The organism is Streptomyces californicus (assembly GCF_000717645.1).
Taxonomy (GTDB): Bacteria; Actinomycetota; Actinomycetes; order Streptomycetales; family Streptomycetaceae; genus Streptomyces; species Streptomyces californicus.
The window spans coordinates 35,532-55,784 of sequence record NZ_JNZZ01000018.1 but is presented as its reverse complement, the minus strand read 5'-3'; the positions used below and the strand labels follow the sequence as shown (position 1 = coordinate 55,784).

The 20,253-nt window shown below is 72.7% G+C and carries 22 protein-coding genes; 8 read left to right on the top strand and 14 right to left on the bottom strand.

Annotated features, from left to right (window positions below):
* The first annotated feature begins 192 nt into the window (after positions 1-192).
* The 4 genes from IF19_RS0123540 (at position 193) to IF19_RS0123525 (ending at position 3,940) form a co-directional block, all read left to right on the top strand.
* Positions 193-1,032, top strand: a complete 840-nt coding sequence (locus IF19_RS0123540; RefSeq protein ID WP_234313217.1) for an alpha/beta fold hydrolase — start codon at positions 193-195, stop codon at positions 1,030-1,032.
* Between the two features lie 89 nt (positions 1,033-1,121).
* A complete protein-coding gene (locus IF19_RS0123535) occupies positions 1,122-2,345 on the top strand; it encodes an MFS transporter (RefSeq protein WP_030277466.1) in 1,224 nt (407 codons plus the stop codon).
* Positions 2,346-2,407: 62 nt separating this feature from the next.
* On the top strand, positions 2,408-2,629 hold the full coding sequence (locus tag IF19_RS0123530; protein ID WP_030117360.1) for a hypothetical protein: 222 nt from the start codon (positions 2,408-2,410) through the stop codon (positions 2,627-2,629).
* Between the two features lie 75 nt (positions 2,630-2,704).
* Positions 2,705-3,940 (top strand): TerD family protein, encoded by a 1,236-nt coding sequence (locus tag IF19_RS0123525; protein WP_030290088.1) that lies wholly within the window; start codon positions 2,705-2,707, stop codon positions 3,938-3,940.
* A 108-nt stretch (positions 3,941-4,048) separates the two neighbouring features.
* Here the strand turns inward: IF19_RS0123525 and IF19_RS1000000137455 are convergent, their stop codons facing one another.
* The 3 genes from IF19_RS1000000137455 to IF19_RS0123510 form a co-directional block, all read right to left on the bottom strand.
* Entirely contained in the window at positions 4,049-4,279 is a 231-nt protein-coding gene (locus IF19_RS1000000137455) for a hypothetical protein (RefSeq protein WP_003969918.1), read from the bottom strand.
* A 371-nt stretch (positions 4,280-4,650) separates the two neighbouring features.
* Positions 4,651-6,141, bottom strand: coding sequence for a hypothetical protein (locus tag IF19_RS0123515; RefSeq protein WP_030277843.1), 1,491 nt, complete (start codon positions 6,139-6,141; stop codon positions 4,651-4,653).
* A 131-nt stretch (positions 6,142-6,272) separates the two neighbouring features.
* Positions 6,273-7,061 (bottom strand): antibiotic biosynthesis monooxygenase, encoded by a 789-nt coding sequence (locus tag IF19_RS0123510; RefSeq protein WP_050493881.1) that lies wholly within the window; start codon positions 7,059-7,061, stop codon positions 6,273-6,275.
* 248 nt (positions 7,062-7,309) lie between these two features.
* Between IF19_RS0123510 and IF19_RS0123505 the strand changes: the two genes are divergently transcribed.
* Complete coding sequence (locus tag IF19_RS0123505) at positions 7,310-8,191, top strand: 4-hydroxy-tetrahydrodipicolinate synthase family protein (RefSeq protein WP_030117354.1); 882 nt, start codon at positions 7,310-7,312, stop codon at positions 8,189-8,191.
* Positions 8,192-8,239: 48 nt separating this feature from the next.
* On the opposite strand, the gene dapD is transcribed toward IF19_RS0123505, so the two are convergent.
* The 3 genes from dapD to IF19_RS0123490 form a co-directional block, all read right to left on the bottom strand.
* Positions 8,240-9,238: a 2,3,4,5-tetrahydropyridine-2,6-dicarboxylate N-succinyltransferase gene (dapD, locus tag IF19_RS0123500; RefSeq protein ID WP_030117353.1), complete on the bottom strand. Its 999-nt coding sequence runs from the start codon at positions 9,236-9,238 to the stop codon at positions 8,240-8,242.
* Between the two features lie 268 nt (positions 9,239-9,506).
* On the bottom strand, positions 9,507-10,094 hold the full coding sequence (locus IF19_RS0123495) for a TetR/AcrR family transcriptional regulator (protein ID WP_030117352.1): 588 nt from the start codon (positions 10,092-10,094) through the stop codon (positions 9,507-9,509).
* Complete coding sequence (locus tag IF19_RS0123490) at positions 10,094-10,420, bottom strand: DMT family transporter (RefSeq protein ID WP_030117351.1); 327 nt, start codon at positions 10,418-10,420, stop codon at positions 10,094-10,096. The genes IF19_RS0123495 and IF19_RS0123490 overlap by 1 nt, the downstream gene beginning before the upstream one ends.
* Before the next feature lie 303 nt (positions 10,421-10,723).
* On the opposite strand from IF19_RS0123490, the gene IF19_RS0123485 reads away from it, so the two are divergent.
* The gene (locus tag IF19_RS0123485) at positions 10,724-11,716 is read left to right on the top strand and encodes a DUF7847 domain-containing protein (RefSeq protein ID WP_030117350.1); all 993 of its coding nucleotides are present in this window, start codon (positions 10,724-10,726) and stop codon (positions 11,714-11,716) included.
* A gap of 103 nt (positions 11,717-11,819) precedes the next feature.
* Here the strand turns inward: IF19_RS0123485 and IF19_RS0123480 are convergent, their stop codons facing one another.
* The 8 genes from IF19_RS0123480 to IF19_RS0123445 form a co-directional block, all read right to left on the bottom strand.
* Positions 11,820-12,158: a metal-sulfur cluster assembly factor gene (locus IF19_RS0123480; protein ID WP_030117349.1), complete on the bottom strand. Its 339-nt coding sequence runs from the start codon at positions 12,156-12,158 to the stop codon at positions 11,820-11,822.
* Positions 12,155-12,610 carry a Fe-S cluster assembly sulfur transfer protein SufU gene (sufU, locus tag IF19_RS0123475; RefSeq protein WP_272482329.1) on the bottom strand — a complete coding sequence of 152 codons (456 nt, stop codon included), beginning with the start codon at positions 12,608-12,610 and terminating at the stop codon, positions 12,155-12,157. Before sufU ends, IF19_RS0123480 begins: the two co-directional genes overlap by 4 nt.
* A gap of 10 nt (positions 12,611-12,620) precedes the next feature.
* Positions 12,621-13,889, bottom strand: coding sequence for a cysteine desulfurase (locus IF19_RS0123470; protein WP_030117347.1), 1,269 nt, complete (start codon positions 13,887-13,889; stop codon positions 12,621-12,623).
* A complete protein-coding gene (gene sufC / locus IF19_RS0123465) occupies positions 13,886-14,650 on the bottom strand; it encodes a Fe-S cluster assembly ATPase SufC (protein ID WP_030117346.1) in 765 nt (254 codons plus the stop codon). Before sufC ends, IF19_RS0123470 begins: the two co-directional genes overlap by 4 nt.
* 7 nt (positions 14,651-14,657) lie before the next feature.
* Positions 14,658-14,975 (bottom strand): bifunctional 3-phenylpropionate/cinnamic acid dioxygenase ferredoxin subunit, encoded by a 318-nt coding sequence (locus tag IF19_RS0123460; protein ID WP_014156911.1) that lies wholly within the window; start codon positions 14,973-14,975, stop codon positions 14,658-14,660.
* Positions 14,975-16,156, bottom strand: coding sequence for a Fe-S cluster assembly protein SufD (gene sufD / locus IF19_RS0123455; RefSeq protein WP_030117345.1), 1,182 nt, complete (start codon positions 16,154-16,156; stop codon positions 14,975-14,977). Before sufD ends, IF19_RS0123460 begins: the two co-directional genes overlap by 1 nt.
* A 98-nt stretch (positions 16,157-16,254) precedes the next feature.
* The gene (sufB, locus tag IF19_RS0123450) at positions 16,255-17,676 is read right to left on the bottom strand and encodes a Fe-S cluster assembly protein SufB (RefSeq protein ID WP_030117344.1); all 1,422 of its coding nucleotides are present in this window, start codon (positions 17,674-17,676) and stop codon (positions 16,255-16,257) included.
* Positions 17,673-18,416: a helix-turn-helix transcriptional regulator gene (locus tag IF19_RS0123445; protein WP_030117343.1), complete on the bottom strand. Its 744-nt coding sequence runs from the start codon at positions 18,414-18,416 to the stop codon at positions 17,673-17,675. Before IF19_RS0123445 ends, sufB begins: the two co-directional genes overlap by 4 nt.
* Positions 18,417-18,552: 136 nt before the next feature.
* On the opposite strand from IF19_RS0123445, the gene IF19_RS0123440 reads away from it, so the two are divergent.
* Together IF19_RS0123440 and IF19_RS0123435 are read left to right on the top strand one after the other, a co-directional pair.
* Positions 18,553-19,479, top strand: a complete 927-nt coding sequence (locus IF19_RS0123440) for an ABC transporter ATP-binding protein (protein ID WP_030117342.1) — start codon at positions 18,553-18,555, stop codon at positions 19,477-19,479.
* Entirely contained in the window at positions 19,476-20,243 is a 768-nt protein-coding gene (locus tag IF19_RS0123435) for an ABC transporter permease (protein WP_030117341.1), read from the top strand. Before IF19_RS0123440 ends, IF19_RS0123435 begins: the two co-directional genes overlap by 4 nt.
* Positions 20,244-20,253: the final 10 nt, after the last annotated feature.

Sequence of the window (20,253 nt, the reverse complement as noted above, 5' to 3'; positions counted from 1 at the left end):
GAGCGCACGCCGGAGCACGAGTCCGCCGACGACGCCACGCGCGAGCCGGAGCACGCCCCCGGGCACACGGAGGAGCCGACCGCCGGTCCCTCGGCGGCCCGGCCGGCGCCCCCGGCCACCGGCCGGGCCGCCGAGGGCGCCTGCCACAGTCAGGGCGAGGCGGGCCGGGCCCGCACCCGTGACGGGCGCGAGCTGTACTACCAGTGGCTGCCGGGCCCCGCCGAGGCCGGCGCCGCACCGCCCACCGTGGTCTTCGAGGGCGGTCTCGCCGCCGGCCGCTCGTACTGGGCGGGCGTCCAGGCGGCGCTGGCCGGTGCCGCGCCGACCGTGGTGTACGACCGCAGCGGTCTGGGCCGCAGCCCGGCCGCCCCGGCCGGGGCCTCCCGGCGGCTGGCCGCCCTCGCGGAGGACCTGGGCGCCCTGCTCGACCACCTCGACCGCGTCGGCCCCGGCGGCCCGTACCTCCTCGTCGGCCACAGCTGGGGCGGCCCGCTGGTTCGGCTGGCAGCCGCGGCGCAGCCGGCCCGGGTGGCGGGACTGGTCCTCGTCGACCCCAGCGACGAGTCCTGCGAGCTGCTGTTCCAGCCCTCGATGCGGCGGGTCGAGCAGATCGGGCAGCTCGCCACGGTCGCCCTGGCCCGGCTGGGACTGCTGGGCCGCGCCTACCGCTCGCTCACCGCCTCCCTGCCGCCGGACGCCGCCGCCGACATGCGGGCAGAGGGCTTCACCGTCGCCATGACGCGCACCCGGGGCCGCGAGCTGGAGGACGCCGCGGGCGATCTGCGGGCCCTGGTGGAGAAGCCTCCGGGTCTGGCGGGGCTGCCGGTGACCGTGGTGTCGGCGGGACGGGTCTCCCCCGGCATGCCGGCGTCGGCGCGGGAGCGGGCCACGGCCTCGCACGCGTACCGGGCCCGGCAGTCGCCGCACGGCCGGTACGTGGTGCTGCCCGAGGCGGACCACATGGTGCTGACCACGTCCCCGGCCGAACTCGCCGAGGAGATCCGCCGCATGCTGCGGCCGGACGCCGACTGAGGCATCCGCCCGATGCCGCCGCACCGCCTTACTCCGCAGCATGAGCCGCACGAGGCAGGTGCGGATCACGGGGCGGAGGCCGATGCGGCATGGGCGGGACGGACGGCACGGCGATGGCGCGGGTCCTGCGGGACCCGGTGGCCGGGCGGTATCTGGCGGGGGTGGTCGTCTCCGGTTTCGGCACGTCGGCGCTGTGGCTCACGGCGGGCATCTGGGTCAAGTCGCTGACCGGATCGGACAGTCTGGCGGCGCTGACGGTGTGCGCGATGTGGGTCCCGGTGCTGGGAGGGCCCGCGCTCGGAGCGCTCGCGGACCGGCTGGACCGCACGGCGCTGCTGGTCCGGGTGAACCTGGCGATGGCCTGCCTGCTCGCCGCGCTGCTGCTGGTGGACTCGGGCCGCACGGTCTGGCTGGTCTTCGTGGTGCTGGTGCTCTACGGGGCGGGCGGCGTCCTGCTCGACGCGGCGGAGTCGGCACTCGTCGCGGGGACCGTGCCCGGCTCGCTGCTGGCGGACTTCAACGGGCTGCGGATGACGGCCAACGAGGGCGTGAAGCTGGTCGCCCCGCTGGCGGGCGCGGGCCTGTACGCGCGGTTCGGCGGCCCGGCCGTGGCGCTGCCGGCGGCGGTGACGTGCGCGCTGGCGGCCTTGCTGTTCGCCCGGCTGCCGGTACGGGCGGATCCGCGCGCCCGGAGCCGGACGGAGCCGTGGCCCGCCGAACTCGCCGCCGGCCTGCGGCGGATCCGCGCCTCGGCCGCGGTGCGCCCACTGGTCACGGCGGGCTCGGTCACGATGCTGCTCGCCGGGGTGAACGGGGCCGTGACCTTCGCGTACGTCGACGATGTGCTCGGCCGCGCACCGGCGTACGCGGGCGTGCTGTACGCCGTGCAGGGCGCGGGTTCCGTGGCGGTGGGGCTGCTGGCGGGGCCACTGCTGCGCCGGCTGCCGGAGCGGGCGTTCGCGGCGGGCGGGATCGCGGTGTTCGGGTCGGCGGTGGCGGCACGGGCCGTGCCGCTGGACGCGGTGGCCCTGGCGGCGAGCGCGGCCATCGGGTTCGGTCTGCCGTGCGTGCTGATCGCGGCGGCGACGGCGGTGCAGCGGGAGACGCCGGACGCGGTGCTGGGGCGTACGGCGGCGACGGCGGGCTCCCTGATGACGGCGCCCAACGCGGTGGCCCTGGCGCTGGGAGCGGGGCTCGTCGCGGTGGCGGACGTACGGGTCCTGGCGGTGGCGGCCGGGACGTCGGCGGTACTGGCGGCAGGCGTGCTGGCGGCGGGCGGCCGGGGGCTCCGGGGGCTCCGGGGGCGAACGTGAGGGCCCCGGAGGCGCCGGAAATCCGCGCGACGCGGGCACGCTGGCCCGGGCAGGATGCGGGCATGCCGAAACCTTCCGGATTCCAGTACGAGCAGCACGGCGACCAGAGCGTCACCATCACCCACCACGGCCGCGCCGCCGGCACCCTGCGCGGCGGCCGGGCGGAGAAATTCCTGGCCGAGGTGGTGTCGGGCGACGCCCAGCTGGTGATGGCGCGGTGGACCGGCGCGTACAAGCACGGCAACGAGCGCACCGCCCGCAACCACCCGCGCAACCGCCGCTGAGCACGTGGCGGACACCCGGGGCGAGAGCCCCGAAGGTAAGGGAACGGCAAAGCCGGGTCGTTCGTTACCCCGTGCATGACCGCAATGACCCCCGGCTCGAACGTTCCCCTCTCCGCCGCCCGTGTGGCGGTGGAGGTAGCCGCTCCGATGCGGCTCGACGTCTCGGGCCTGCTGCTCACCGCCGACGGCAAGGTCCGCTCCGACGACGACTTCATCTTCTACAACCAGCCCTCCGGCCCCGGCGTGACCTACCGCTCCGGCGGCGGCTCGGCGCCCGACGCGGTCGTGGTGGACACCGCGGCCGTCCCGCCGGGCATCGAGAAGATCGTCGTCACCGCGAGCCCGGACGCCGCGGGCCAGACCTTCCAGGGCGTCGAGCCCACCGCCACCGTGCGCAACGCGGACGACGGCAGCGCGCTCGCCACCTTCACCCCGCCGCGACTGGGTGCGGAGACAGCGCTGGTGGTCATCGAGGTCTACCGGCGCAACGGGGCCTGGAAGGCACGCGCGGTCGGCCAGGGGTACGCGAACGGGCTGGCCGGGATCGCCACGGACTTCGGCGTCACGGTCGAGGAGCCGGCCGCCCCCGCCGCCCCGCAGACGGCCCCCGCGCCGCCCGCCCCGGCCCCCGCACCCGCTCCGGCGGCCGCGCCCGTGGACCCGCGGATCGCGCCGCCCGCCCCGGCCGCGCCGCCCGCTCCCCCGGCGGCCCCCGTGGCGCCCGCCGGTTCGGGGAAGATCAATCTGGACAAGGGCCGGGTCAGCCTCCAGAAGAACCAGACCGTGTCCCTGGTGAAGGGCGGCGCTCCCCTGCTCTCCCGGGTCAGGATGGGCCTGGGCTGGGAGCCCGCGTTCCGCGGCAAGGACATCGACCTGGACGCGTCGGTCATCGCCTACGGCCCCGACCGCAACCACCTGGCCAGCTGCTACTTCGGCAAGCTGACCATCCTGAACGGCGCGGTCCAGCACTCCGGGGACAACCTCACCGGCGAGGGCGCGGGCGACGACGAGACGATCATGGTCGACCTGGGCCGGCTCCCCGCGGAGGCGACGGGTCTGGTCTTCACGGTGAACAGCTTCACCGGCCAGAAGTTCAACGAGGTCGCCAAGGCGTACTGCCGGCTGATCGACGACGCGTCGGGCGAGGAGTTGGTCCGCTTCGACCTCACGGGCGCGGAGCCGCAGACGGGCGTGATGATGGCCAAGCTCATCCGGCAGTTCACGGGCGAGTGGGAGATGACCGCACTGGGCGAGTTCGTGAAGTCGCGCACCGTACGGGGCATGGTGAAGCCGGCCGCACAGGCCCTCTGACCGCCCCACGCAGCGGTCCGGGGCGCCCGAAGCGATGTCGGGCGCCCCGGACCGGGCGGCGAGCGGGGCGGGGCGGGGTCCGGACAGCGCCCGGCGCGCCCCGCCGCCTCAGAGCTTGGTCAACTTGGAGTAGGGGCTCAGGATCCTTCCCTGGCGCCCCGAGAAGTCGATGAGGACAGCGTCGTTGTCGCCCTCGACAGCGAGAATCCTGCCGAGCCCGAACTGGTCGTGCGACACCCTGTCGCCCACATCGAAGCATTCGACCGGTGGGGCCTCCTGGGCCGGGCGGTTGAAGGGACTGGACGGCAGGTGACGGCGGGAGCCGGCTGACTGTTTCATTGCCACGAGTATGCGCCCTGCGGTGCCCCGACGCCATGCCCGTCGAGACCCCGGGCCCCCGGAAATACCGGATCGTAACCAGCGCTCCCCACCGCCCACCGGCCCCCGCACCCGCCTCCAGCAGCGAAAACCACCGCGGAACGCGGCACCTCGAAGCCCCTCGAACGTGTGGTGACGCCCGTCACCGAAAGAGGCGTTCTCCAGGCCGGCGCACACCTCGGAACCACCCCTTCCGCGGACGCGCCCCGGGGATGCCCCCTCGCTCGGGCCGCCCCGACGCCGCCCCGGCGCCGGCCCTGGCCCTCCGCCGGACGGGCGCTCCGTCCGGCGGTGGAACCGGTGTTCCTGTCCGGCGGCGGCTCCCGGTGTTCTCAGCCGCCCGCGCGGGAGCGGGCCTTGAAGGCGGCCTTGCGGGCCTCCTTGGCGGACTTCTTGTCGCTGTGCAGGCGGCCCATGGCCTCCAGGACGTCGGCGGTGGCCGGGTGGTCGACGCGCCAGACCTCGTCGAAGAAGCCGCTGTGCTGGGTGGACAGGCCCTCGACGAGGCCCTGGAGCTCGTCCAGTTCGCCGTCGGCGTCCAGGTGGGCGGCGATGGTGTCGACGGCCAGCCAGAAGATCATGTCCTCCGGCGGGGCGGGCACGTCGGAGGCGCCGCGCTCCGCGAGCCAGACGCGGGCCAGGCCCCCGAGCCGCGGGTCGTCGAGCACTGCGCGCACGGCGGGCTCCGCCTCGGGGCCGGCCAGGGCGAGGGCCTGCTGGCAGTGGAGGCGGCGCAGCGGCGCGCCCTCGTCCGTGCCGCGCGCGGCGGCCAGCAGGTCGGCGGCGGCCGCCACCGCGTCCCCGGTGCCGCGGGCCGCGAGCCAGAGCTCGACCTCGGCGCGGGCCGCCGACTCCGGGTAGTACGCGATGCCGTCGAGAAGGGCCTCGGCGCCCTTGCCGGCGAGGTCGCCCACGGCGGGCGCGTCCACCCCGGCTTCCTGCATCCGGGTCCGGACGCCGTACAGCCCGAGCGGGGTGAGCTTGACCATGCCGTACCGGGTGACGTCGTCCTCGTCGGCGTCGGCCGCGGAGCCGTCCGGCGCCTCGCCCTCCTCGACCAGGAGCGCCTCGTCGACCGGCCGGTACTCGACGAGCCCGATCGGTTCGAGGAGCCGGAACTGGTCGTCCAGCCGCATCATCGCCTCCGACACCTGCTCCAGGATGTCGTCGGTGGGCTCGCCCATGTCGTCGGGGACGATCATCGACGCGGCCAGCGCGGGCAGCGGGACCGGCTCGTCGCCCGCGCCGCTGTCCGCGAGGGTGAGCAGGTAGAGGTTGCCGAGCACCCCGTCGAGGAACTCCGCCTCGGCCTCCGGGTCCCAGTCCAGGGCGTCGAAGTCGATCGAGCCGTCCTCGCCGACGAGGTCCTCGAAGTCGTCCAGGACGGGCGCGGTGGCGTCGGCGTGCACGGCGTCCAGGCCGTCGAGCCAGATGGCGAGGACGTCCTGCGGGGAGCCGCCGGTGAGCAGCGCCAGGTTCTCGCCCGCGGTGACGGTGCCCTCGGCCTCCGGGCCGTCGGCGCCGTCGGGGAGCGCGTCCCCGTCGGGGTCCGTGACGTCGAGGAGACCGGTGTCCACGGCGAGCCGCCATGCCTCGCTGGCGTACGCGGCGCCGTCCTCGTCGGCGGCGAGCCCCAGGTGCTCGGCGGCGGCGGGCAGTTGCGCCTCGACGAGTTCGCCGCCGGCGCCGACCCGGGTGTCCGGTCCGGCCCAGCGGGCCAGCCGCACGGCGCGGACCAGCAGCGGAGCGGCGAGGGCGTCCCGTGCCAGTTCGGCCTCGGAGTTCAGCCGTACCGGCGGCATGGTGGGGCGCTCTGCGGACATCGGGGGATTCTCCTCGGTGCGTGCTCGGAGCGTACGGAGACGCGTACGCGGTTCAGCGGCCCCAGCCTAGACGCATTTCACCGCATGCCGCCCACCGCTCACGGCAGCCCGCCCGCTCCGCTCACGGCCCTTCACCGCAGCCCGCCGGCCGCCCCTCCCCCGTCTCCCGACTGCCCCTCGGACGCGGGTTCCAGACTGAGTGCCGGGGTGTAGCGGTTCACGCCGCCGCCGGTCATCCCCGGGTACTTCTGGACGCGTTCCCAGAGCGGGGACGGGGAGCCGACGCCCTCGCCGGGGGCGGCGAGGGCCGCGATGTGGTGACCGGCGCTCTCCCACTCCGCGTAGTTGAGGACCCGGGTGCCGTCGGTGCTCGTGTGGAAGTGCGCGGCGATGCCCCCGGCGGGCAGTCCGGTCTCCTCGGCGAGCGCCTCGAACACGCTGTCCACCCAGTCGCGTTGGCGGGCCCGGTCGGGCCCGGCGAACTCGACGTCGACGATCACGACGCAGCCGGTCTCCCGGGTGTCGCCCTCGGCCCGGAGCCCGGAACGGTAGTGCTCGTACGTCTGGATTCCGACGCGTTCGATGCCGGGGACGGCGGCGTCGATCTCGGCGTTGCGGGCGTCGCGGCTGTCCCGGACGAGTTCCTGGTACGCCTGTTCGCCGGTCCACTGGGAGTAGTGCAGCAGCGTCGCGCCGTCCTCCCCCGTGTACACGCTGTAGGAGAGCAGTCCGGGATGCGGCCACTCCCGGCTCTCCCAGACCTTCCGGATGGCGTCGACGGCTTCCCGCTGCCGCTGCGGTGTCCCCACGTTCCAGGTGCTGGCCTTGGCGATCGCCGCGTCGGGGCGGGCGGGGTCCGGGCGGCCGGCCGGGCGCGCGGCCCCCTGTGCGGTCCGGTGGGCGGTCGGGTCTGCGGTCATGGCGGTCTTCCCCTCTCGTGCGCACCGGCCGGCGCGCGGCGACCATCACCGTCACACCTCAAGTCCGGTCGAGGTCAAGCCCGTTCCCCTCGCCGCGCCGCCAGGGCGAAGCCGCCCGAATCCTCGGGCCTCAGGAGGCCCGGCCGAGCCGGAAGGGGCGCGGCCGCCGCACCTTTCAGCGTTCCTTGGCCATCGTGGCAAGGAGATCTAAGTGGACCGCTCCGACCCCCGGAGCCGAGACTGCGGACATGACCGCCTCCGCACCGCGCCCCTTCGGCCGCGCCCTCTGCGCCATGATCACGCCCTTCACCGCCACCGGGGCGCTGGACCCGGACGCCGCCCGCGCACACGCCGCCCGCCTGGTGGCCGAGGGCTGCGACGGGATCGTCCTCAGCGGCACCACGGGCGAGTCCCCCACCACGACGGACGCCGAGAAGTCCGCACTGCTGCGGGCCGTCCGCGCCGAGGTCGGGGACGGGGTGCCCCTGCTCACCGGGGTCGGGGGCCCGGACACCGCGACCGCCCTGCGCCTGGCGCGGGAGGCCGAGGAGGCGGGCGCGGACGGGCTGCTGGTGGTGAGTCCGTACTACAGCCGCCCGCCGCAGGCCGCCGTCGAGGCGTACGTCCTGCGGGTCGCGGACGCCACCGGCCTGCCGCTGATGGTGTACGACATCCCCGGCCGCACCGGGGTCCGGATCGAGCCGGAGACCCTGCTGCGGCTGGCGGAGCACCCCCGGGTGGTGGCGGTGAAGGACTGCGCGTACGACCTGCTGGGCTCCACGAAGGTGATGGCCCGCACCTCGCTGGCGTACTACTCGGGCTGCGAGGAGCTGAACCTGCCGCTGTACGCGGTGGGCGGCGCGGGCTACGTCAGCACGGTCGCCAACGTGGTCCCGCGTCAGGTGCGGGCGCCGCTGGACGCGTTCGACGCGGGCCGCCCGGACGAGGCGGCCCGGCTGAACGGCCTCACGGCCCGCCTCACCGAACTGATGATGGCGAGCGGCCTGCCCGGCACCGTCACCGCGAAGGCCCTCCTGGACGCCGGCCCGGTCAGGGAACCGCTGCAGCCCGCCGGGCGCGAGGCGGCCGACGGGCTGCGCAGGGCGTACGAGGAACTCCTCGCGGCCTGAGGGAGGACCGGCGGGTCGTGGCCGGGGCCACCGACCCGCGCGGGGGCCTCAGTTGTGGGCGTGCAGGACCTCGTTCAGGCCGCCCCAGACCGCGTTGTTCGGGCGGGCCTCGACGGTGCCGGTGACCGAGTTGCGGCGGAAGAGGATGTTGGAGGCGCCGGACAGCTCGCGGGCCTTCACGACCTGGCCGTCCGGCAGCGTGACGCGGGTGCCCGCGGTGACGTACAGCCCGGCCTCGACGACGCACTCGTCGCCGAGCGCGATCCCGACGCCCGCCTCGGCGCCGACCAGGCAGCGCTCGCCGATGACGATGCGGACGTTGCCGCCGCCGGAGAGGGTGCCCATGGTGGACGCGCCGCCGCCGATGTCGGAGCCGTCGCCGACGACGACGCCGGCGGAGATGCGGCCCTCGACCATGGAGGTGCCGAGCGTGCCGGCGTTGAAGTTGACGAAGCCCTCGTGCATGACGGTGGTCCCGGCGGCGAGGTGCGCGCCGAGCCGGACCCGGTCGGCGTCGGCGATGCGGACGCCCTTGGGGGCCACGTAGTCCGTCATGCGCGGGAACTTGTCGACCGAGGTGACCTGGAGGTGCAGGCCCTCGGCGCGGGCGTTGAGGCGGACCCGCTCCAGGTCGTCGACGGCGACCGGGCCGAGCGAGGTCCAGGCGACGTTGGCGAGCAGCCCGAAGAGGCCGTCGAGGTTCTGGCCGTGCGGCCGGACGAGCCGGTGCGAGAGCAGGTGCAGACGCAGGTAGGCGTCGTGCGCGTCGAGCGGCTTGTCGTCGAGCGAGGAGATGACCGTGGACACGGCGACGACCTCGACGCCGCGCCGGGCGTCCACGCCGATCGCCTTGGCGGCGCCCTCGCCGATCCGGTTGACGGCCTCGTCCCGGTCGAGGCGGGTCGTGCCGGCCGGGCCGGGGTCCGAGGTCAGCTCGGGGGCGGGGAACCAGGTGTCGAGGACGGTGCCGTCACCGGCGACGGTGGCGAGGCCGGCGGCGACGGCGCCGGTGGTACGGGCAGAACCCTGGGAATTCGTGTCGGTCATGAACAGCAACCTAACCGGCCGGGGCCCGCTCGGGCGAACCGGTCTCGATGGGCGGTTCCTCCGCCGCGACCTGCCGCCGCTCCCCCTCGGCCGGGCAGTCTGCGCGCCGCCGGCACCGCCGCTCCCGCGCCCACCGCCGGCAGGGCGCAGAGCGGCCGGAGCAGGGCGGGGGCGGCGGCGTACACGGCGGCTCCCAGCGGCGGCGCGAGCACCTGCCCGCTGATCGACGCACCGGCGTACAGGCTCCGGAAGCGGCCCCGCGCGTGCGTCAGCCGCCGCCCGCCACGATCCGCGCCAGCATCTCGCGCGTGTACGCGGCGTCGAACGTGCCGCCCGCCAGCAGCACCTGGAGGCAGACGCCGTCCATCAGCGCGACGAGGGCGCGGGCGGTCCCGGGATCGGTGCGGCTGGACAGCAGCTCGACGGCCTCCTCGGTCCACTCGGCGGCGACGGGGCGCAGCGCGGGGCGGCGCAGGGCCGCGAGGTACAGCTCGTACTCCAGCTCGATCGCCCCGCGCTCCCCCGCGAACCACTGGCCCAGCAGCCGGGTCAGCTCGTCCGCGAGACCGGCGGACCCGGCCGGCCCGGTGGCCCGGGCAGCCCCCTCGGCCTCCCCGCCCGCGGCCAGGGCCTCGCTCTCGCGCAGGGTCCTCACGAAGTTCTCGTTGCACCGGCGCAGGGCGGCGACGAGAAGCTCGTCGAGCGAGCCGAAGTGGTACGTGGTCGAGCCCAGCGGCACATCGGCCTCGGCCGCCACGGTGCGGTGGCTGAGCCCGGCGATGCCGTCGGCCGCTATCACGCTCAGCGCCGCGTCGATGATCCGCGTCCGCCGGTGGGGGTCGTACCGGCGGGCCATCAGTGGGCCCCTCCGAGGTTCAGCACGACGACTCCGGCGACGATGAGCGCGATCCCCGCGATCTTGACCAGGCTGCCGGACTCCCCGAGGAACAGGATGCCGATGAGCGCCACGGCCGCGGTGCCCACACCGGCCCAGATGGCGTACGCGGTGCCCACCGAGAGCGTCTTGAGGGTCTGCGCGAGCAGGGTGAAGGCGATGAGGTAGCCCAGCAGGGTGCCGAGCGAGGGCCAGAGGCGGGTGAAGCCCTCGCTGTACTTCATGGCCGTGGTCCCGGCCACCTCCGCCGCGATGGCGGCGGCCAGCAGTCCGTATGCGTATCCCATGTGGACGACTGTACCCAACGTTGCGTACGGCCGTACATATAATCGGCTCAGGCCGGGGGCGCTACGGTGTGCCGACCGACCACACGGCCCGGGTGCCCGGGCCGACGACATGACGGAGACGCAGTGGCGCAGGACGCAGGGTGGGGCGGCGGCCCGTACGGGGGCGCACCGTACGGGGGCGCACCTTACGGAGGGGGGCCCTTCCACGGGGGCACGCACGGGCCGGGCGGCGGCTGGAACGGCGGATGGGCGGCGCCGCCCAAGCCGGGGGTGATACCCCTGGCGCCGCTGAGCGTCTCGGACATGCTCGGCGGCGCCTTCACGACGCTCGGGCGGTACTGGAAGCCGCTGATCGGGGTGGCCCTGACGCTGTTCGGCGCGGCCACCCTGGTGATGATCCTCGCGCTGGTGGTGGCCGCGTCCGCCGTCGCGACCCAGTGGGACGCGCTGACGTCCGCCCACTCCCCCGACGCCCCCGACGCGGCGGTCCTGGTCCCGCTCGGGGTCGCGTTCGGCGTGCTCATGCTCCTCGGCATGATCGTCTTCCTGCTGGCCACGGCCGTCGTGCAGGCGGCGGCGCCGGTGGTCCTCCAGGAGGCCGTCCTGGGCCGCCCCGTCACCTTCGGGCAGGTCTGGCGGCGGGCGTGGTCCCGGGTCTGGTCGATCATCGGCACGGTGTTCCTGACCTGGCTGATCCTGATCGTGCCGATGATCCTCCTGACGGCCGCCTTCGTCGGGCTGATCGTCTACACCGCCACGCTCGGCGACCAGGACGGCTTCGTACCGCTGATCGTGGCCGGCCTCCTCGGCGGCCTGCTGCTCGGCCCCGTGGCGACCTGGCTCTACGTGCGGTTCTCGCTGGCCCCGACCGTCGTGGTCTTCGAACAGCAGCGCCCGATAGCCGCGCTGCGCCGATCGACCGTGCTGGTGCGCGGCAACTGGTGGCGGGTGTTCGGCATCGGGCTGCTGGCGTACGTGATGGCGGGCGTGATCGGCTACATGATCCAGATGCCGTTCCAGATGATCGGCATGCTCCCCGGCCTGTTCGACCCGGCGGACCTGGGCGCCGAGCCAAGCGGCGGTGAGGTGCTCGCCCTGTTCGGCGGGCTGATGCTGATGTCGTTCGTGAGCCAGCTGATCTCCCAGCTGTTCACCTCGGTCTTCCCGCCGCTGGTGGTCGGCCTGCTCTACGTGGACCTGCGCATGCGCGCCGAGAACCTGGGCCCGGTCCTGGCGCAGGCGGCGGGCGCCGCCCCCCTGCCCGAGCAGTACGGACCGCCGCCCTCCCACGCCTGACCCACGTCCGGCCCCGGACCGGCCGGCCCCGTGAACGCGGATACGGCCGTGCCCGCCGGTCGAACTGGCGGGCACGGCCGTACGGCGTCCTGGTCGGGACGGGTCAGACGTTGAACCCCAGCGCACGGAGCTGCTCGCGTCCGTCGTCGGTGATCTTGTCCGGGCCCCACGGCGGCATCCAGACCCAGTTGATCCGGAGCTCGTTGACGATGCCGTCCGTGGCGGACTTCGCCTGGTCCTCGATGACGTCGGTCAGCGGACAGGCCGCGGACGTCAGCGTCATGTCGATGGTGGCGATGTTCGCGTCGTCGACGTGGATGCCGTAGATCAGGCCCAGGTTGACGACGTCGATGCCCAGCTCGGGGTCGACGACGTCGTACAGCGCCTCGCGGACCTCCTCCTCGGAGGCCGGCTTCATGGTCACGGTCTCGTTGTCGCTCATGCGGTCTTCCCTTCGGACAGCGCCTTGGCCGTCGCGTCCTTCCACGCCATCCAGCTCAGCAGCGCGCACTTGACCCGGGCCGGGTACTTGGAGACACCGGCGAACGCGACGGCGTCCTCCAGCACCTCCTCCATCGCCTCGTCCGGCTCCAGCTGGCCCTTGGACTGCATCAGCTCCAGGAACGCGTCCTGGATCCTCCGCGCCTGGGACAGCTCCTTGCCGACGAGCAGCTCGTTCAGCACGGAGGCGCTGGCCTGGCTGATGGAGCAGCCCTGGCCGTCGTAGCTCACGTCGGCGACGGTCTCGCCGTCGTACTTCACCCGGAGCGTGATCTCGTCGCCGCACGTGGGGTTCACGTGGTGGACCTCCGCGTCACCGTCCCGCAGGCCGCGCCCGTGGGGGTGCTTGTAGTGGTCCAGGATCACTTCCTGGTACATCGAATCAAGCTTCACCAGTCAACCCTCAGCCGAAGAAGTTCCGTACGTGCTCCAGTCCGTCCACCAGGGCGTCGACCTCGGCGGGCGTGGAGTACAGATAGAACGACGCTCGCGTCGTCGCGGGAATTCCGTACCGCAGGCAGACCGGGCGGGCGCAGTGGTGGCCCACACGGACGGCGATGCCCTGCTCGTCGAGCACCTGGCCCACGTCGTGGGGGTGGATGTCGCCGAGCGTGAAGGAGATCGCCGCCCCGCGGTCCTCGGCCGTCGCCGGGCCGATGATCCGCAGGTCCGGAACCTCCAGGAGGCGCTGCACCGCGTACTCGGTGATCGCCTTCTCGTGCTGGTGGATCTTCTCCATGCCGATCGCGGAGAGGTAGTCCACGGCCGCGCCGAGGCCGACGGCCTGGGCGATCGGGGGCGTACCCGCCTCGAACTTGTGCGGAGCCGGGGCGTACGTCGACGAGTGCATCGACACGGTCTCGATCATCTCGCCGCCGCCGAGGAACGGGGGCAGGTCCTCCAGGAGCTCCTGCCGCCCCCACAGCACGCCGATGCCGGTCGGGCCGACCATCTTGTGGCCGGTGAAGGCCACGAAGTCCGCCTGGAGCGCCTGCACGTCGAGCACCATGTGCGGGGCCGCCTGGGAGGCGTCGATGCAGACCAGCGCGCCGACCTGCTGGGCGCGGCGGATGATCCGCTCGACCGGGTTGACGGTGCCGAGGATGTTCGAGACCAGCGTGAACGAAACGATCTTCGTCTTCTCGGTGATGATCTCGTCGATGTTCGACAGGTCGAGCCGGCCGTCGTCGGTGATGCCGAACCACTTCAGCTTCGCGCCCGTGCGCTGCGCGAGCAGCTGCCACGGCACGATGTTGGAGTGGTGCTCCATCTCCGTGGTGACGATCTCGGTCTCACGGTCCACCCGATAGGGCTCGTCCGCCCACCCGAGCATGTTGGCGACGAGGTTCAGCGACTCGGAGGCGTTCTTCGTGAAGATCACCTCGTCGCGGCTGGGTGCGTTGATGAAGGCGGCGACCTTGTCGCGGGCGCCCTCGTACAGCGCGGTGGCCTCCTCGGCGACCGTGTAGACGCCTCGGTGCACGTTCGCGTTGTGGCGCTCGTAGTACGTGTTGAGCGCGTCGAGGACCTGGCGCGGCTTCTGCGAGGTCGCCGCGGAGTCCAGGTAAACGATCTTCTTGCCGTCGTGGACCGTGCGGTCCAGGAGCGGGAAGTCCTTGCGGATCGCCTCGGTGTCGAGGAGGCCGGAGAGCCCCTGTCGGGCGTCAGTCACGCGGAAGCGCCACCCTTCGTGTAAGCCTCGTAGCCCTCGTTCTCCAGCTGGTCGGCCAGCTCGGCGCCGCCGGAGGCCGCGATCCGGCCGCCCGCGAAGACGTGCACGAAGTCGGGCTTGATGTACTTCAGGATGCGGGTGTAGTGCGTGATCAGCAGCGTGCCGACCTCGCCGGTCGCGCGGACCCGGTTGACGCCCTCGGAGACGGTCTTGAGCGCGTCGACGTCGAGGCCGGAGTCGGTCTCGTCCAGGACGGCGATCTTCGGCTTGAGGAGCTCCAGCTGAAGGATCTCGTGGCGCTTCTTCTCACCGCCGGAGAAGCCCTCGTTGACGTTGCGCTCGGCGAAGGACGGGTCCATCTGGAGCCCGGCCATCGTCTCCTTGACCTCCTTGACCCACGTACGCAGCTTGGGGGCCTCGCCGCGGACGGCGGTGGCGGAGGTGCGCAGGAAGTTGGAGACCGAGACGCCGGGGATCTCGACCGGGTACTGCATCGCGAGGAACAGACCGGCGCGGGCCCGCTCGTCGACGGACATCTCCAGGACGTCCTCGCCGTCCAGGGTGACGGTGCCCCCGGTGATCGTGTACTTGGGGTGACCCGCCAGCGAGTACGCGAGGGTGGACTTGCCGGACCCGTTGGGGCCCATGATGGCGTGGGTCTCGCCCTGCTTCACGGTCAGGTCGACGCCCTTGAGGATCTCCTTCGTGGCGTTGTCGGCCTCGACGGTGACGTGCAGGTCGCGGATTTCAAGCGTTGCCATGGGTGACTCAGGACTCCTGGGTGACGGAGACGAGCACATCGTCCCCTTCGATCTTTACGGGGTATACGGGGACGGGGCGCGTCGCGGGAAGACCGGACGGCTTGCCGGTGCGGAGGTCGAACGACGATCCGTGCAGCCAGCACTCGATCGCGCAGTCCTCCACCTCGCCCTCCGAGAGGGAGACGTTCGCGTGCGAGCAGATGTCGTTGATCGCGAACACCTCGCCCTCGGTGCGGACGACGGAGACGGGCGTGCCGTCGAGCTCCACCCGCTTGGGGGTGTCGTCCTCCAGCTCGCTCAGCGCACAGGCTTTGACGAAGGCCATCAGACGGACGCCTTCAGCTCGGCCTCGATCTTCTCGATGAGCCGCTCCTCGACGTCCGGGAGGCCGATCTGCTGGACCAGCTCGGCGAAGAAGCCGCGCACGACCAGGCGGCGGGCCTCCTCGGCGGGGATGCCGCGCGACTGGAGGTAGAAGAGCTGCTCGTCGTCGAAGCGGCCGGTGGCGGAGGCGTGGCCGGCGCCGACGATCTCGCCGGTCTCGATCTCCAGGTTGGGCACGGAGTCGACCCGGGCGCCGTCGGTGAGGACGAGGTTCCGGTTCATCTCGTAGGTGTCGGTGCCCTCGGCCGCGGCCTGGATGAGGACGTCGCCGATCCAGACGGCGTGCGCGCCGTCGCCCTGGAGGGCGCCCTTGTACACCGCGTTGGACTTGCAGTGCGGGGTGTTGTGGTCGACCAGGAGGCGGTGCTCCTGGTGCTGGCCCTTGTCGGTGAAGTACAGACCGAAGAGCTCCGCCTCGCCGCCGGTGGCCGCGTAGGCGACCCGGGGGTGCAGGCGGACGAGGTCGCCGCCGAAGGTGACGACGACCGACTTGAAGGAGGCGTCCCGGCCGATCAGCGCGTTGTGCTGGCCGACGTGGACGGCCGTGTCGTCCCAGTCCTGGACGGAGACGACGGTCAGCTTCGCGCCGTCGCCCAGGACGTAGTCGACGTTGGCGGCGAGCACCGCGTCACCGGTGTGGTCGATGACGACGACGGCCTCGGCGAAGGCGCCCAGCTCGATGAGCTGGTGGCCGAAGGCCGTGCCGCCCTCGCCGTGCACGGCGATCCGGATCGGCTCGGTGAGCACGGCGTCCTTGGCGACCGTGACGACCGAGGCGTGCTCGAAGGAGCTGTACGCCTGGGCGGCCACCCGGTCCACCGGGGTGCCGGCCCGGCCGAGGCGGGAGTCGTCGCGGCCGACGGTCTCGACGGTGACCCCGTCGGGGGCGTCGATGGCGACCTTGACCCCGCCGCCGGTGGCGACGGCGGTGCCGTCGTGCAGCCCGCGCAGCCGCTCCAGCGGCGTGAAGCGCCACTCCTCCTCGCGTCCGTGCGGGACGGGGAAGTCCGCCACGTCGAAGGACGGGGGCGCGCTCATGCGGGTGGCGACGGTCGACTCGGCGGCCACCGCGATGGAACCGGCGGTGGTGGAGCCCGCCGGAGTGTTCTGAGCCTCAGCCATGGCTGTCGTAGTGCTCGCTTTCTTCAGTCAGGAACTCGGGGTCTCGGTGGGGCGGGGGCGGCCGCTCGCGGCCGCCCCGGTGGTCCTCGGGCGAGGACCTAGCCGACCGAACCCTCCATCTGCAGCTCGATCAGCCGGTTGAGTTCCAGGGCGTACTCCATGGGGAGCTCCTTGGCGATCGGCTCGACGAAGCCGCGCACGATCATCGCCATGGCCTCGAACTCGGTGAGTCCGCGGCTCATCAGGTAGAACAGCTGGTCCTCGGAGACCTTGGAGACGGTCGCCTCGTGGCCCATCGACACGTCGTCCTCGCGGACGTCGACGTAGGGGTAGGTGTCCGACCGGGAGATCGTGTCGACGAGCAGAGCGTCGCAGAGGACGTTCGACTTCGCGCCCGGCGCGCCCTCGCCGATCTCGATCAGTCCGCGGTAGGACGTACGGCCGCCGCCCCGGGCCACCGACTTCGAGACGATGTTCGAGGAGGTGTTGGGGGCCATGTGGACCATCTTGGCGCCGGCGTCCTGGTGCTGGCCCTCGCCCGCGAAGGCGATGGACAGGGTCTCGCCCTTGGCGTGCTCGCCCATCAGGTAGACGGCCGGGTACTTCATGGTCACCTTGGAGCCGATGTTGCCGTCGACCCACTCCATGGTCGCGCCCTCGTAGGCCACGGCCCGCTTGGTGACCAGGTTGTAGACGTTGTTCGACCAGTTCTGGATGGTCGTGTAGCGGCAGCGGCCGCCCTTCTTGACGATGATCTCGACCACGGCGCTGTGCAGCGAGTCCGAGGAGTAGATCGGCGCGGTGCAGCCCTCGACGTAGTGGACGTAGGCGTCCTCGTCGACGATGATCAGCGTCCGCTCGAACTGGCCCATGTTCTCCGTGTTGATACGGAAGTAGGCCTGGAGCGGGATGTCCACGTGGACGCCCTTGGGCACGTAGATGAACGAGCCGCCGGACCACACGGCCGAGTTCAGCGAGGCGAACTTGTTGTCGCCGACCGGGATGACGGTGCCGAAGTACTCCTTGAAGAGCTCCGGGTGCTCCTTCAGCGCGGTGTCGGTGTCCAGGAAGATGACGCCCTGCTCCTCCAGGTCCTCGCGGATCTGGTGGTAGACGACCTCGGACTCGTACTGCGCGGCGACACCGGCGACGAGGCGCTGCTTCTCCGCCTCGGGGATGCCGAGCTTGTCGTAGGTGTTCTTGATGTCCTCGGGCAGGTCCTCCCAGGAGGCCGCCTGCTTCTCCGTGGACCGCACGAAGTACTTGATGTTGTCGAAGTCGATGCCCGACAGGTCGGAGCCCCAGTTCGGCATGGGCTTCTTGTCGAAGAGCTTGAGGCCCTTGAGCCTCAGCTTCAGCATCCACTCGGGCTCGTTCTTCTTCTCCGAGATGTCGCGGACGACCGCCTCGGAGAGGCCGCGCTTGGCCGCCGCGCCTGCCGCGTCGGAGTCGGCCCAGCCGAATTCGTACGTACCCAGACCCTCGAGCTCAGGGTGGGCAGTCTCCGTGGGGAGCGTCATGCGGGGTTCCTCCCGGCCGTGCTTGCAGATGCTGAATGGGTGGTCTGTGGGGGTGCCGTGTGGCCACTGCGCGGCACGTATGTCGTGCACACGCCGTCGCCGTGGGCGAGGGTGGCCAGACGCTGCACATGGGTCCCGAGGAGGCTGGAGAAGAATTCCGTCTCCGCCTCGCACAGCTGTGGGAACTGCTCGGCGACGTGGGCCACCGGGCAGTGGTGCTGGCACAGCTGCTCGCCCTGCTGGGGGCCGGGCGCGCTTCGCGCCGTAGCAGCGTACCCGTCGGCCGACAGCGCCTCGGCCAGCGCCTCGGTGCGCCGCCGGGGCTCCGCGGCCTCGACCGCCGCGCGGTACGCCTCGCCGGTCGCGGCCATCCGGGCGCGGGCGAAGGCGATGACCGCCTCGTCCCCTCCGGAGTCGGCGATGAAGCGCAGGGCGTCGGCGGCCAGCTTGTCGTAGGACTGGTCGAAGGCGTCCCGGCCGCAGTCCGTCAGGGCGAACACCTTGGCGGGCCTGCCCCGGGTCCGTGCGCCGTAGACCCGCTGCTCACGGGCCTCCACGACGTTGTCGGAGACGAGGGCGTCGAGGTGGCGGCGGACGGCGGCCTGGGTGAGGCCGAGCCGCCCCGCGAGGTCCGCGACGGTGGAGGGCCCGTGGCCCAGGATGGAGCGCGCGACCCGGTCGCGCGTCGAGCGCTCACCGGTCGCGAGGTCCTCCTGGGGAGCCCGTCCGTCGTTTTTCACAACACCATTGTTGCGTAATTCATTCGGCCCTGACAACCACGGTCCGAAACGATCTACGGTGTGGTTCGTCACTTAGGGTTACCTAATCTGGCCCCGGGGAAGAGGCTCCTCCGTGCCCTGCCTAGACTTCCCTGCCATGGAGAACGAGCCCGTCGTACAGGTCACCGGCCTGGTGAAGCGGTACGGCACGAAGACCGCGGTGAACGGTCTCGACCTGGTCGTCCGGGCGGGCGCGGTGACCGCCGTCCTCGGCCCGAACGGCGCCGGGAAGACCACCACGATCGAGACCTGCGAGGGCTACCGCCGCCCCGACGCGGGCATCGTGCGGGTCCTCGGCCTCGACCCGGTCGCCGACGCGGACCGGCTGCGCCCGCGGATCGGGGTGATGCTCCAGTCCGGCGGCGTCTACTCCGGGGCGCGGGCCGCCGAGATGCTCCGGCACATGGCGAAGCTGCACGCCCATCCGCTCGACGTGGACGCCCTGATCGAGCGCCTCGGCCTCGGCGACTGCGGCCGGACCTCCTACCGGCGGCTCTCAGGCGGCCAGCAGCAGCGGCTCTCCCTGGCCATGGCCGTCGTGGGCCGGCCCGAGCTGCTCTTCCTGGACGAGCCGACCGCGGGGCTGGACCCGCAGGCCCGGCGCGCCACCTGGGAGCTGGTGCGCGAGCTGCGCGCCGACGGGGTCTCCGTGGTGCTGACCACCCACTTCATGGACGAGGCCGAGGCGCTCGCCGACGACGTCGCGATCATCGACGCGGGCCGGGTCATCGCCCGGGGCACCCCCGAGGAGCTGTGCCGGGGCGGCGCGGAGAACACCCTGCGCTTCACCGGCCGTCCGGGGCTCGACCTCGGCTCCCTCGTCAAGGCGCTGCCGGACGGGTCCGGGGCTGCCGAGCCGCTGGCGGGGACGTACCGGATCACCGGGAGCGTCGACCCGCAGCTGCTGGCCACCGTGACGTCCTGGTGCGCCCAGCACGGCGTGATGCCCGAGGGCATCTCCGTCGAGCGGCACACCCTGGAGGACGTCTTCCTCGAACTGACCGGCAAGGAGCTGCGCGCATGAGCGCCGGTACGTACACCCCGCGCCCCGGCGCCGCCCCGCTCCCCCGGATGATCGCCGCGCAGACCGCGCTGGAGACCCGGATGCTGCTGCGCAACGGCGAGCAGCTGCTGCTGACGGTGATCATCCCGGCGCTGCTGCTGGTCCTGTTCAGCGCGGTCGACATCGTGGACACCGGCGCGGGCGCGTCGGTGGACTTCCTGGCGCCGGGCGTCCTGGCGCTGGCCGTGATGTCCACCGCCTTCACCGGCCAGGCCATCGCCACCGGTTTCGAGCGCCGCTACGGGGTCCTCAAGCGGCTCGGGGCCTCCCCGCTGCCGCGCTGGGCGCTGATGACCGCCAAGACGCTGTCGGTGCTGGTCACCGAGGTGCTCCAGATCGTGCTGCTGACGGTCATCGCCTTCGCGCTGGGGTGGTCGCCGCACGGGAACCCGCTCGCCGTGCTGCTGCTCCTGGTCCTGGGGACCGCCGCGTTCTCCGGGCTCGGACTGCTGATGGCCGGCACGCTCAAGGCCGAGGCGACCCTCGCCGCGGCCAACCTGGTCTTCCTGCTGCTGCTGGTCGGCGGCGGGGTCATCGTGCCGTTGGACAAGTTCCCGGACGCCGTGCGGTCGGCGCTGGAGCTGCTGCCCGTCTCCGCGCTCTCCGAGGGTCTGCGGGACGTCCTCCAGCACGGCGCGCCGATGCCGTGGGGCCACGCCGCGATCCTGGTGGTGTGGGCGGTGCTGGGGCTCGGCGCGGCGGCGAGGTTCTTCCGCTGGGAGTAGGACCGGCCCG